The organism is Dyella sp. (genome assembly GCF_035508675.1).
In the GTDB taxonomy this organism is placed as follows: domain Bacteria; phylum Pseudomonadota; class Gammaproteobacteria; order Xanthomonadales; family Rhodanobacteraceae; genus Dyella_B.
In genome coordinates, this window is sequence record NZ_DATJMN010000111.1 from 1 (window position 1) to 13,621 (window position 13,621).

Consider the following 13,621-nt stretch of genomic DNA (forward strand, 5'->3'; position numbering starts at 1 on the left):
GCAACTTTTCCCCCTTGAACGGAGGGAATTTATGTTTGATAGGATAGTGGTTAAGCAGGCAGCGGCAGCTCTATGTTGGCAAACACCCCTGATGATGCGGTTAAGAAACTCGACGAGGCATTTGGTCGGTCCGATCTAGAGGCAGTTTTGGCTTTCTATGAAGATGACGCTGTGCTTGTTGTCGAGCCAGGGCGGCTGGCTCGCGGGAAGCAAGAACTCAGGAGTTTTTTCTCGCGTGTTTTTGCTCTCAAAGGTGTGGCGGAGCAGATCGAGACTAACGTACTTGAGTCAGGCGACATCGCGCTTTTCACGTCAAGGTGGCGCTTCACTGGGGTTACTCCGGACGGAACGCCATTCCAAAAAGAGTCCATTGCAACGAGTGTATTCCGTAAAGGTGAAGACGGTGGTTGGCGGATGGTCATCGACAACTCGCACGGTCCTGCGGTCCTCGTCGGTGCAGCCGTCTAACTCATCGTCCAAGCGGACGCGCTATCCGCGCGCCGCTTAACGCAGGCGTTAGGCGTCCAAACAAGGGGGAGTCGAATGAATCAGACAGACATCAGCACAATCATAATTTGGGGTGGTGCTTGTTGCTTGCTTGCCATCGGCGTTGGTGCGCATCGAGCTTGGAAGGCTGGACGCACCGAGCTCGCTCTAGTTCCCATATTCTTATTGGTACTAGGGCTTCTTATTATTCCCTTTTTGCTTGGTTTGGTCGGTATAGGTGCACCAGGTGTCTGGCTGGGCAGAGCATTCATTCCGCTTGCGGGAGTTGTTGGTTTTTTCCTTTTTCTCAAATTTGACGGTAAAAGGTCTACCTAACAATTTGAGGCGGACGCCTCCGGCGCCGCTTAACTCTAGCGTTAGTCTTCGCAGGGGAGTCTCATGATAACAATGCTCAGTATTGGTCTAGGGGTTTCGCTCGGCGGCCCGTTACTGTTCGTACTTGCTGCCAAAAGGTTTTCCCTCAATTCGCTCTCGATTCCGGGCCGGTTGGTGCTTTGGCTTCTTGCTGCCGCAACGTTGGTGATTGCTGCGTATGGCGGGGGTGCTGCCTGGCTAGGTCGCATCGGCGTCAAACCGTTCGGATGGTTTGATCTCGCCAGTGTCGTCGTTGCAGTCATCGCTATGGTAGTTGGTGCAATCGCATTGCAGATATTGGTAACGAAGCTCGGCTTCAAAGATAGAGATGGCTCGAAGCTATATCAGAAAATCCACAGTCTTTCTGTACCGCGTAGGTTATTCGTCGTTGTTACGGCGGCCGTTGCGGAAGAGGTTCTTTATCGTGGGTATGCCATAGGCATAGGCCAAGACGTTTTGGGTGGCCTAACAATTGCGTTTGTTGTTTCGCTTTTCGTATTCGTGGCTGCGCACTTCGCGTATGGCGCAAAGGCCTTGGCTACCATTTTCTGGATTTCGTTGGTCATGTCATTTCTATTCATTTACACCGGTAACTTGTTTGCCTGCATTATCGCGCATTTCATCATTGACGTGGTTGGCACGCTATTCGTACCTTGGGTCGCCGCCCGCCATCGTGCGCAGGCAGCGTTGTCAGCAAGTAAAGGCTAACAATTCGTTCAAGGCGGACGGCTTCGCCGCCGCTTAACTTCAGCGTTATGCATCCCGGCCATTTGAATGGCCGCTTTGCCGCATGCATCTGAGATAGCCGACCGGTCGTTGTTGGCCGGAGGCGGACCTTCGGTCGGGCACACCCGTGCCGAGCCTCGGTCGGAAGGCGCAACAAGCCTTGGCTTGAGTCAGCACGTTGGCATCACCCCTCACAGGATTGCGAAATTCCGCAATCTCGCCCAAGATTTGCCTGCACAGCCAAGCACGAACCGTGGCTTTGGAGTACAAGCGCCAGGTGTCGCGAGGGATGCGAGGGGTATAACGCAGAAAGCCGGTTCATACAGGGGAAAATGTATGTCATTACGCAAGCTGTGGCTCTTGCCGCTGGCCATGTTGCTCGCCAGCTGCTCGACGGATCCGATCATGAAGGACACCGCCGCGTTGCCCGCGGGAACCGGCGTCATGGTCGCCAACGTGCTGGTATGGTCGGTGGGCGGCGTGGCGTACCCGGCTGCCAGCATCAAAGTCGACAAGGTTCATGGCCTGTCGGCGGCGACGACGCTCAATCTTCCGCAGCGGAACAACCTCATTGTCATCGAGCTTCCGGCAGGGGAATACAGCTGGACCGATCTGGAGTTGGGGTCGGTGGCAGGTGCGTCGACGTCGTATCGCATGCCCTTTACCATCGAACCCGGAAAAATCAATTATGTCGGCGACCTGTTGCTTACCTTGGATAGTTACTACAGGCCAGGAGGCATGCCGACTTTCCGTCTCCGTATTGCCGATCAATCCAAGTATTGGCTACCGATCGTGGCGAGATATTATCCCCAGCTGTCGCAAGCCTATCCCACGGTGGTCCATTTGACGGAAGATCACCGGCCCATGAACCGGATGCGCTAGGGATGCTCTGATTAATTCAGCGTAGGTCGCAGCGGCCCTGTGTGTTCGCAGAGCACAGGGCCATCGGCGAAGGCAGACTGGCGGTCTGTCGAGACGATGGACCGAAGCTATGCGAACACACAGGGCCGCTGCGGCCTGCGGTGGATTAAATCAGAGCATCCCTAGTTTCCTCGCTTTACCCCGCCCAAGTCCCGCTTGCCACACAGAAGGCGCCCGCCGCCGCGGGTACGGCTACACTCGCTCGCCATGAACGTGTTATCTCGCCACCCGCGGGCAGACGGCCACACCGGCTACGGCGCGATGTTCCCTCCGAGGACTTTGGGCGCGTTGTGGGCGTTGTGGGCGGTGTTCTGGCTGCTCATGATCAGCGTTTCCATCCAGAATGAGCTGCACAATCCGCACACGAGCTGGTGGGAGCCGGTTCTGTGGGAGGGGAGTTCTGCACTGATCGCAACCGGATGGATGTTGCTTGCAGTCAGGGTTCGTGAGCGCTATGCGCCGTACCTGCACAAGCCCTTGCTCTGGTTCGGTCGTTATCTGCGCTGGCTGCCGCTGGTTTTCATCACGTGGATTGCGATGGTTTATCCCATACGACATGGCGTGTATGCCGCGGTGGGCCGTATCTATGAGCACCCGGGCTGGGGTTTCGTTTTTATATACGAGAGCATCAAGCTGACGATTTTTACCGGGCTGTGGCTCGGCATCCTGTTCGGTATCGATTCTTACGGGCAGTGGCAAGTTCAGCGGCACCATTTATTGCAAATGCAGAAAGCGCTGGCGGAGGCACAGCTCGCGCAATTGCAAGGGCAGTTGCGGCCGCATTTTCTGTTCAACGCACTCAATACCGTCTCGGCCCTGATGCATACCGACGTGGCGCGGGCCGACCGCCTGGTTGCGGCGCTGGGCGATCTGCTGCGTATCAGTCTTCGGTCGACGGAGAACGAGATGACGCCGCTTGCTGAAGAATTGCGTACGCTTGAGCTGTATGCGCAGATCATGCAGGAGCGGTTTCGGGACCGCGTGACGCTGCGCTGGCAGGCTGATCAGGCACTGCTGCACGTTCCCGTGCCGGCGCTATTGCTGCAGCCCTTGTTGGAAAACGTGTTCAAGCACGGCGTCGAGCCCGCGGTGACGCCGGTTCTCATCACCATCAGCGCCCGGCGCGAAGCGGATGCGCTGGAAATGGTCGTTGGCAATTCCGGCTCCAGGCTATCGTCGGAACATCGTGACGGGGTAGGGCTGCGCAACTGCCGGGAGCGGTTGAGCATTATCTACGGCGGTGCGGCATCCCTGCGCGTGTGCAACGAAGGCGACGGTGTTGCTGCGCGCGTCCGGATACCGCTGGCGGATGCCCTGCCATGATCCGCGTCGTGATCGCCGATGACGAGGCGCCGGCCCGCGAAAAGCTCGAACGCTGGCTGGTGGAGCAGCCGGACGTGACAGTGGTTGGATCGGTCGAGGATGGATTGTCCGCGGCGCAATGTATCGAACAGCTCCGCCCGGACGTGGCTTTTCTCGATATCCAAATGCCTGCGTTGTCGGGGTTACAAGTGGCTGCCCAGCTCGAACCATCGCGCGCGCCGTTGACCGTGTTCGTGACCGCCTTTGACGAGCATGCGTTAAAGGCGTTCGACCTCAATGCGATCGATTACCTGCTCAAGCCTTACGACCAGGACCGGTTCGCGCGCAGCATGCAACGCGTGAGAGAGCGGCTGCGTGCCCATGAGTCCGGCGCGGCGGCAGTCGCGATGGGGCGGGCACGGGCTGCTTCCTGCGAGCGCTTGCTGGTGCCGGATGGCGAGCGGCTGCAGTTGATCGATGCCACCTTGATCGAATGGCTGGCGGCCGACGACAACTACGTTCACGTGCACACGGCTGCGCGCAGCTATCTGTTGCGCAGGACGCTGCAGGATCTGCTGTCGCAACTGGGGGAGCAGCGCTTTGTGCGGATTCACAAGTCGACGGCGGTGAACCTGGCTTGCATCGGATCGCTCACGCCGCTGTTCAAGGGCGACTATGAAATCCATTTGCACAATGGGCGCGTTCTGCGGCTCAGCCGGCGGTATCGTGATGCGCTGTTTGCGCGCATGGGCTGGTAACATCATGCTCCGAACTTAAGGCCATGGCGCGATCCTTCGTTGGCGGTGAGCCCCACAGGGCGAACCCCAACATCACCATCTGCATGACAACGTTTGATACTCGCCACGATACGCCCCCTCCCCTGCGGCAGTAGGGGAGGGCTGGGGTGGGGTTGCTTGGGCGTTAGCGTACGACTGAATTTCCGGAGGAAATGGTTGTATGGAAGCCATGTTCGACTCTCGCCGCTCGCTGCGCTCGCACCCCACCCTAACCCTCCCCTGCAAGCAGGGGAGGGAACCGGTTATCGTGATCCAGCTGCCCACTTCGTTTGAGTGCAAATTATAGAAGTGTCCTTGAGTTTCGGAGTGCTTCTACTAACGCCCCGTCACCACGCCAACGTCTCCACTCACCCCAAATCAGCTGCCAGCCGCTAGCCGCCAGATCACGCTCCTGCCCGTCAGAAGCGCGAATGGAAGAAAGCGAATGTTCGGCTACTACATCGATCTTGCCTTGCGCGGCCTCAGGCGCAACAAGGCACTTACTGCGCTGATGGTGCTGGCGATCGCGCTGGGTATCGGTACTTCGATGACCACGCTCACCGTGCTGCATGTGCTTTCCGTGGACCCGGTGCCCGGCGGCAGCGATACGTTGTATTACCCGCAACTCGATCCGCGCGACAACAGCGGCTCCATGCCGGGCAGGGAGCCACCCGACCAGCTCACCTTGATCGATGGCCTCAACCTGCTGCACGCCAAGCGGGCGGATCGCCAGGCCCTGATGACCGGCGGCACTGTGCCCGTGGAGCCGGATTCCTCCATGACCGATCCTTTCTACGTGGAAGCGCGCTACACCACCGCGGATTTCTTCGCGATGTTCGGCGCGCCGTTCCGTTACGGCCACGGCTGGAATGGCGCCGACGACGAGGCGAAAGCACGTGACGTGGTAATCAGCAGCGAACTCAACCAGCGTCTGTTCGGCGGCGCCAACAGCGTGGGGCGCACCCTGCGCATGGCCGACAGCCTGTTCCGCGTGGTGGGCGTGCTCGGCGACTGGGCGCCCAGCCCGCATTTCTACGATCTCAATACCGGCTCCTACGGCTATGCCGAGCAGGTGTTCATCCCGTTGCAGTCGGCGTTGGACCTGCATCTGCAGCACGAAGGTTCCAGCGATTGCTGGGGCAACGGCACCGGCGGCGTGGGGCGCATCTATCCGTCGCCGAGCTGCGTGTGGCTGCAATATTGGGTGCAGTTGGATACGCCCGCCAAGGCCGCCGATTACGAGCAATTCCTGGTCCATTATTCGGAACAGCAGAAAGCACTGGGCCGTTTCGCCAAGGCACCGAACGTACGCCTGCGCAACCTGATGCAATGGCTGGACTACCAGCAAGTAGTGCCTGACGACGTGCGCGTGCAAACCGGCCTGGCTTTCGCGTTTCTGCTGGTCTGCCTGATCAACACGGTAGGCCTGATGCTGGCGAAGTTCCTGCGCCGCGGCGCGGAGCTTGGCGTGCGCCGCGCGCTGGGTGCTTCGCGGCGTGCGCTGTTTGCGCAGTTGTTGGTCGAGTCAGGTGTGGTCGGCTTGCTGGGTGGGGCATGCGGCCTGCTGCTGGCCTTGCTCGGTCTGTGGATGGTGCGGCACCGGCCGGCCGACTACGCCGCGCTGGCGCATCTCGATCCCGCCATGTTGCTGACCACCTTCCTGTTGGCGCTGGGTGCGAGCCTGCTCGCCGGCTTGCTGCCGGCCTGGCGCGCGTGCCAGGTGGCGCCCGCACTGCAACTGAAAAGCCAATGAGGGCACCACGATGGAACTGCGACCGATACTTTCCACGCTGCGGCGGCACCAAACCACTTCGTGGCTGCTGATCCTGCAGATCGCGCTGACCTGCGCGATCGTATGCAACGCGCTGTTCATGATCGGCCACCGGCTGCAGCACATGCACATGAGCAGCGGCATCGACGAACATGCGCTGGTGCAGATACAGCTGGCGGAGATCGCGCCCACGCCCGACATCTATGCACGGGCGAGGGAAGACCTTGCCGTGTTGCGGCAGGTGCCTGGCGTGCAGGCGGTGGCGTTGACCAACTTCTTGCCGATGGAAGGCCGCGGCTCGAATTCCAACCTCAAGCTCGATCCGGCGCAGCGCGAGCGTACCGTCACTGCCGGTAGCTACTTCGGCGAAGACCTGCCGCAGACGATGGGTGCGCGGCTGGTGGCGGGGCGATACCTGGCGCCGGACGAATTCGTCAATGCGGACGTGGTGGTCAAGGGCTTGGCCAAGGGCGACACGAAAGGCCTGCCCGCGGTCACGGTGATCACGCAGGCGCTGGCCGACCGCCTGTGGCCGGGGCAGAACCCGCTCGGCAAGACGATCTATCTCACCGATCAGTTGGGTGTGCGGGTGGTCGGCGTGCTCGCCGACCTGGTGCGCGGCAATGCCTATAACGACGCTACGGCGCATTACTCATTCATCCTGCCGATCTTCATGGGCGCGGGCAAAGATTGGAGCTACGTGATCCGCACGCGTCCGCAGGACCGCGAGAGCGTGCTCAAGGCGGCCGTGGCCGCGCTGAAAAAGGCCGACCCGAAGCGCGTGGTGACCCAGCAACGTACCTACGACGAACTGCGCGAAAAGTTCTTTGCCGACGACCGCGCCATGGCCGGCATCCTGGTGGGCGTGATCGTGGCCTTGCTCACGGTGACCACGCTGGGCATCGTCGGCCTGGCCAGCTTCTGGGTGGGGCAGCGCCGCCGCAGCATCGGGGTGCGACGTGCACTGGGCGCCACCCGCGGCGACATCCTGCGCTACTTCCAGACCGAAAACTTCCTGCTGGTGAGCTTCGGCATTGTGCTGGGCATGCTGCTGGCTTACGGCATCAACGTGTTCCTGATGATGCATTACGAATTGCCACGGCTGCCCGGCATCTATTTCCTGGTCGGCGCGCTGGCGCTGTGGGCCATCGGCCAGCTCGCCGTGCTGGGGCCGGCGTTGCGCGCTTCGCATGTGCCGCCAGTGGCGGCGACGCGGAGTGCATGAGTTTATTGCGAAGGATCACGCTAGACGAGACGAAGGTGGAGGGGCTGCGCCATAGATGGCGCTATCGCGGGTAGGGTGAGTGTCTGCTTTCACCCGAAGCGGACGTGCCGTTCAGAACCACCGGTCGCCCAGCCATTTGCACTTTGGGCCAAAGCCCTATATTGTGGCGGGGCTGAGTTTCAAGGGTCACCATGAATTGTGGCCCGATGTTGTAGATCCATTACACCGTTGTACCCGCTTCCTCCTTGCGACCAGCTTTTCCGCCGCTATGCGGCTTTATTCGTTCCAAGGAGAAATAAACATGTCCCAGACAGAAACCGGTACTGTGAAGTGGTTCAACGATGCCAAAGGTTTTGGCTTCATCAGTCGAGACAACGGCGGTGACGATGTGTTCGTGCACTTCCGCGCGATCCAGAGTTCGGGCTTCAAGAGCCTGGTCGAGGGTCAGAAAGTCTCGTACAACGTGACCCAGGGCCAAAAGGGTCTGCAGGCAGAACAGGTGCAAGTGGTCTAAGCGCTACTGCCATTACGGAATAAAAAAGCCCGGCATCATGCCGGGCTTTTTTTTGAGTCGACACCGGAGATGGCTCGTGGCACATCCCTAGGGATCTATTCGCAAGAACGGCGCGCGCGATGGACAGCAATGACGTTATGCCTGGATCAGCAGGTCCACAGGCTCTTGAATTTGTTTTAAAAATGTCCTTTTTGGCGGTCTAAGGCGGGCACTCCTTTCCGAAGGGCCTGCAAGATGCCTCGACTGCGACTTCAAATTGCTATATTTGAAGCGCTTTAATAAGCGTTGTAAGGGGCGGCTTCTACTTTATTTTTGCGATATACATCATTTTCATGATGCAACGCAGTTGGGTGGGGTAAGTTCTAGGGGAAAAGCTTTGAACGGTTACGTGTTCTCAAGGACTGGTTGCGCGTGGCGCTGTGCCATTCTTTTTCTGCTTGCGGCGTGGTGTTCTGTTTCCTATGCGACGTCGAAAAAGCCGTATTTGCCGGAAGGTTTTTTACGGTATCCACCCTACAATGGTTTTGATTTTGAAGCCATAAACCTCCTGCCTTCGCCCCGCGATGGATTGATTGACGTCGAACTTCAAGACCTCGACATGAGGAATATCAGGCAATCTTCCTCATGGGTGTCTTATCCTGAGTTTCTGAAAAAGATGGCTGAGGCGGATTACGACGGCGTTCCGTCCAATCTGCGTTCGGAAGTTGAAGCCATGCGAACTGCTCCGGACGGCGATGCGGCTTATGCTGTGGGAAAGGATTTACCGGTTTCGATTCGTATGTACATCGCCGGTGCGATGGATTTTCGCGTTGCACATCCCCATGTAGTCGAGCCATATGAAGGCCCTGCGCCCGACTTATCGGACAAGGGTGACAATTCCACGATTGCCAAAAAGAAGGCGGCGCTCGATCGCGCTATCTCCCGTTTTGAAACCCTGTTGAAGTTGCCTGACGATCAGAAGCGTCTTAGGGGCGTCGATGCGGCCTATATGTTGGGCAGGTCTTTGACGCTTCGTGGAGCAACCGGAGATGAAGCCAAGGCGGAGGATGCGTTTGTGTTGACGCGCACCTTGGCCAAAGCGGGCATGCCCGATCCGCAAGGTTTGGCTGTATCGAGTTTCGGCGAACAGGCTCGTCTGGTTCGGGCGCGCGGCGACGTTGCCGGGGCCGTCGAGCTTTATGCCGAACAAGCAAGCCACGGATCGAGTCAAGCTGTGGCATCGCTGAAGTGGGTTGCGGAGGCGTTGTACGGCGAAGTCAATTCCATGTCGAATGCCGAGCATCATCCCCTTGTGCAGAAGATCCTGGTGGCCTACGCACTTGCGATCAATGACAACGGCGACCTTGGTCAGCTCGTCTATACCAATTACACGGACGCGTATACGAATCATCCATCGTCTCCTGCGCTCTACAACATGTCGGGCATCAAGTCGATTCTGGACACCGCCAAGACTTGGCCCACCAACGAGATCGCAGCTCCCGATCATTTGGCTGCCTTGGCTTATCGGGTCAACGATCTCGCTTTTGCACGTAAATTGTTGGCTGGGCAAAACAGCGCATTGGCCTGGTGGCTCCGCGCAAAGCTTGATCTTGCTGAGGGCAATTTGCAGTCCGCAGAGCGGGCGTTGGTGGAAGCGCACAGACTGACCACCTCCGATACCTTGACGACTACTGTCAGTGGTTTGTCAAATTTCAACGTCGACGGCGTTTGTACGGAGCTGACACAGCTGGAGCGATCGCGAGGCGAGTTTGAGTTGGCGTTGAGCAATATTCTTGCGTGTGAACGGCAACACCTTTTCATAGACAATCGAGGTGAAGCTGACTATATCGCCAATAGCATTTTAACAACCCCGGAGCTGATTGCTTTCGTGAATTCCCATGCCATGGGTAAAGCCGATGATGTGGCAGGCAACAGTTTGAGGGCAACGTTGGCCATGCGACTTATTCGCGAGGGCCGTATTCATTTGGCACTTCGATATGCCGAACCAAAAGGCGGCGATTACGTGGATGGCCTTTCGCAAGATGGTCCCGAAAAGCCGCGAAGCCAATTGCAGCTGCTTGAAGACTATGTAAGTGCGAAAGACAGGATTGCGAGTGACGCCTCGCGCATCGCACGCGCGCAAGCTTGGTATACAATCGCATTGTTAACACGCGTCCACTACTACAGCATCTTCGGCGGCGATCCGGATCTGGCCCATCGAGGTGAGCCAACGTATCAGTTTCCCGGTGTGTCGCCAGTGGAGGCCGCACGCGTGACGGCGCTCAGCCGCGTGCAATATCTGCACGATAGGCATTGGTACGCCGCTTATAACGAAGCGCTCAAAGCGTCACAGCTTGTTCCTGCCAGGTCGCAAGCCTATGCAGCCATTCTTTGCCACGCTGCGCACTGGATGCATCAGGCGCCGGCCGTGGATGGTCATGATCCCACCGCGGCGTTCGCCTATACGTATCGCCTTTATGTCAAGCATGGAGCGTACGTGCCGTGGGCCAACAAGTTCGGCCAAATTTGTCCTACGCCGGATTTTCAACGTGCGGCCCGTCTTGGCTGGAAGAAGTACGCGTCACGATAGTTTGCGGACCCGGTGCTGTCGGTGAGCGATTGATACAGTTTTAGAATGAACAGGAGGTTCCTTTGAATCGTCATACTGTCGATGGTTGGCATCAACTTCTTGGTAGCCTCATGGCGTGCGCTGTCTTCGCGCTCGGTGCGGCACCTACCGCGCATGCTCACGAGAATTATCAGACCTCGGGCACTTGCGGCGGCTATCCACGCGTTGATCTTCAGACCGCCCCTGGAACCTGCGTAGGCCTGGTAGCGCAACACCTTGGGTTTCCGCGAGGTGTGGCAACGCTTGGTAACGATATTTACGTAGTCGACAATGGGGACTGGGTTGCCGGCAAAGGCCGTCTTTTTCGGTTACGAGGTAATCAGCATCCGCAAGTAGTACTCAGTGGGCTCGACCGGCCTAACGCGATTATCGTGATGCCAAATAAACGATTGTTGATCGGCTTGGCAGGTCGCATTATAAGCGTCGATCCCGAAGCAGCCGACCCGGCTGCAACGTCGAAGGATGTGGTGGTGAACCTTCCCACTACTGGCCGTCATCCGCTTCCATCGATAGCGCTAGCGCCGGACGGTTCGCTGTATATCAATGTAGGCAGTGCTAGCGACAATTGCGATCAATACATCAGAAATCCGTCGCGACCAACGATATGCCCTGAAACACAAGAAACACCGCCGCGCGGGTCTGTGCTTCGCGCCAAGTTGGGAGCGGATAATCCACTTGATGCCGCGCAGCTGCCGGTATTTGCGCGAGGACTTCGAAACAGTATGGCGCTGGTGGTAAGTCCGAACAACCAGGTCATTGATGCCGTCAACGCACGCGATGCTATCAATGCAATAGATCCTAAGCTTTCCGATGACGATCTTCCACACGATACGCTTGACTATCTGATTGCCGGCGCCGATTACGGTTGGCCTTATTGCTTCGACAACAATCGGCCAAGCCCCGAAAACGCCCAATACGATTGCAGTAAGAAAGCGGCGCCAACACGCTTGTTGCCACCGCATGCTGCACCGTTGGGCATGCTGATCTACCACGGCCATGCTTTGCCGGGGCAGCGTCATCACCTGATCATCGGCTACCACGGTTATCGCGACTTAGGGCACCGTATCGTTAGCCTGGATCTTGACGAGAAGTTCCGCCCGCGTGGCGAACCACAGGATCTGGTTTGGGGCTGGAGCAATGCACCGGGCGATCATCCGATGGGGTCACCTGTGGCACTGGCAGAAATGCAGGATGGAAGTGTGTTGGTAACCGAAGACCGCAACGGTACTTTGTTGAGGATTGCACCGGTCAAGCCGTAGGTGAAAGTCTTCGGGGCGAGTGTCCGTACCCCAAAGCAGGCATATTTATCACGTGGCCGGCCAGCCCTTGCAATGCTAGGCTCCTCGGCATTGCGCTTCGGAGCAAATGGACATGGTTCGGGCAATAAAACACATCGGGCTTAGCTGGTTTTTTCTGGCTGCGGCACTGATCTGCCACCCAGCGGCAGAAGCTACTGACCGCAAAGCAGATACCTGCGTCCCTGCGCTGGAAAAGCTGCTTCCCGGGGAATACCACTATTGCGTGGCCGTTCACGACTGGCAGAGGGGTGCTAACCAGAGCGGATTCAGCGAGGCGAAATATGCTGCCGGCTGGGGAGAAAAGCGCGCGCAGTTCGCCTTGGGCGTCGATTATTTCAACGGCCGACGAGGCGTGGCCGCTGATAAAGTGCAAGGGCTTGCGTGGCTAACGCTCGCAGCCGAACGCAAGGACCCGTATTACGTTTCAATCCTGGCATCGGCGCGTGCGCAGAGCACGCCCGAGGAACGACAACAAGCCGATGCACTTGTGGCAAGAATGCTGCCTGATTACGGTGACGCCAATGTCGCTGCATATGCCGAACGGCGTTTCCGCGCGCAATGGTGGGTGATCAGAGACCATGTCTGGGATGCACTTATAGCAAGCCACTTGGATCCCTGGTCCAACAATACGGCAGTCGCCATCGAAGGACTGGGTGTTGTGCAGCCGATCATGGCGTTGAGAAAGCTTCGGCAAGCAGGGGACACCTATTTCCAGGGCTGGGGCCATGTCAGCGTCGGCGCACTCGTTCCCGTGAAGGGCGCAGCCATGCCGACGGGTCCAGCGTCGCAGGCGATTCATTAGATGCTGTGAGGTTTGCAATAAATCGTCCCGAACGGCTTGCCGCCATCCTTTCCGCGGCATCCCAGCAACGGGCCGGCCCAGGCGGACCCGCATGCCGATCCGGCAGCCAGAGGTGCTGTCGCCCTTTGGGGGCCGATCACGGCATCCGCGGGGGTGGGGCATGCGTCTTGCGGTGCAGGTCGACGAACTCCGCGCGGGCGGCGGCAGAGTCGAGACGATCTTCCCAGGCGGCGGCCACTCACGCCGAGGCGTTCGAGAGAACAATCGAGGTAATCGACGAAGCCGGTCACGGAAATAGCGCTGGCCCATGGGGCGTTTCCCATGTAGAAAAGCACTTCGCCCCTTTTTCGCAGGAAACCAGGAAGCTGCATGATCCAAATGAAGTGCAACGTGCGCAGCGGGCGAATGGCGCGCCATGACTGAACGCAGGCCAGGGTCTCATCGCACGTTCATCGCCGCAACCGCCGTGCTCATGCTGCTTACGCTGCTCGCCCTTTATGCGCCACGCTTCACGTACCCTGCGGCAAAACCCAACGTTGCCGTGCCGGTGCGGCCGATCATGCCCCTGGTCCAGGTGTGGCTGAGCACGGCAGATCGCCGGCTGAAGCTTGCGCAGCAGCCGGATATCACAATGACCGCCCGCAGCTCGTTGCCTGCCGATATCGTCATAGACCTGCAGAAACGTTTTCAAACCATGGTCGGTTTCGGTGCGGCGATAACGGACTCTTCGGCCTGGCTGATCCAGCACAAGCTGAACTTTTTTCAGCGCAGGGCCTTGTTGCACGAGCTCTATGGGCCGCCGCCCAATCTCGGCCTG

At 58.5% G+C, this 13,621-nt stretch carries 12 protein-coding genes and 1 pseudogene; all 13 read left to right on the forward strand.

Features of this window, described 5'->3' with window-relative positions:
* Positions 1–72: 72 nt before the first annotated feature.
* Positions 73–468 (forward strand): SgcJ/EcaC family oxidoreductase, encoded by a 396-nt coding sequence (locus VMA74_RS06600; protein WP_325365845.1) that lies wholly within the window; start codon positions 73–75, stop codon positions 466–468.
* 75 nt (positions 469–543) lie between these two features.
* On the forward strand, positions 544–822 hold the full coding sequence (locus VMA74_RS06605) for a hypothetical protein (protein ID WP_325365846.1): 279 nt from the start codon (positions 544–546) through the stop codon (positions 820–822).
* A 63-nt stretch (positions 823–885) separates the two neighbouring features.
* Positions 886–1,569 carry a CPBP family intramembrane glutamic endopeptidase gene (locus tag VMA74_RS06610; RefSeq protein ID WP_325365847.1) on the forward strand — a complete coding sequence of 228 codons (684 nt, stop codon included), beginning with the start codon at positions 886–888 and terminating at the stop codon, positions 1,567–1,569.
* Between the two features lie 354 nt (positions 1,570–1,923).
* A complete protein-coding gene (locus tag VMA74_RS06615) occupies positions 1,924–2,469 on the forward strand; it encodes a hypothetical protein (RefSeq protein ID WP_325365848.1) in 546 nt (181 codons plus the stop codon).
* 345 nt (positions 2,470–2,814) lie between these two features.
* Positions 2,815–3,831, forward strand: coding sequence for a sensor histidine kinase (locus VMA74_RS06620; RefSeq protein ID WP_325365856.1), 1,017 nt, complete (start codon positions 2,815–2,817; stop codon positions 3,829–3,831).
* Positions 3,828–4,568: a LytTR family DNA-binding domain-containing protein gene (locus tag VMA74_RS06625; protein WP_325365849.1), complete on the forward strand. Its 741-nt coding sequence runs from the start codon at positions 3,828–3,830 to the stop codon at positions 4,566–4,568. The genes VMA74_RS06620 and VMA74_RS06625 overlap by 4 nt, the downstream gene beginning before the upstream one ends.
* A 463-nt stretch (positions 4,569–5,031) precedes the next feature.
* Positions 5,032–6,339 (forward strand): ABC transporter permease, encoded by a 1,308-nt coding sequence (locus VMA74_RS06630; RefSeq protein WP_325365850.1) that lies wholly within the window; start codon positions 5,032–5,034, stop codon positions 6,337–6,339.
* 10 nt (positions 6,340–6,349) lie between these two features.
* On the forward strand, positions 6,350–7,582 hold the full coding sequence (locus VMA74_RS06635; protein ID WP_325365851.1) for an ABC transporter permease: 1,233 nt from the start codon (positions 6,350–6,352) through the stop codon (positions 7,580–7,582).
* A 301-nt stretch (positions 7,583–7,883) separates the two neighbouring features.
* Entirely contained in the window at positions 7,884–8,096 is a 213-nt protein-coding gene (locus tag VMA74_RS06640) for a cold-shock protein (protein WP_325365852.1), read from the forward strand.
* A gap of 376 nt (positions 8,097–8,472) precedes the next feature.
* Complete coding sequence (locus VMA74_RS06645; protein WP_325365853.1) at positions 8,473–10,665, forward strand: hypothetical protein; 2,193 nt, start codon at positions 8,473–8,475, stop codon at positions 10,663–10,665.
* A 62-nt stretch (positions 10,666–10,727) separates the two neighbouring features.
* Entirely contained in the window at positions 10,728–11,963 is a 1,236-nt protein-coding gene (locus tag VMA74_RS06650) for a PQQ-dependent sugar dehydrogenase (RefSeq protein WP_325365854.1), read from the forward strand.
* 106 nt (positions 11,964–12,069) lie between these two features.
* Positions 12,070–12,804, forward strand: coding sequence for a hypothetical protein (locus VMA74_RS06655; protein ID WP_325365855.1), 735 nt, complete (start codon positions 12,070–12,072; stop codon positions 12,802–12,804).
* Positions 12,805–13,276: 472 nt separating this feature from the next.
* Positions 13,277–13,621 (forward strand): annotated as a pseudogene (locus VMA74_RS06660) (glycosyl hydrolase); the annotation flags it as partial.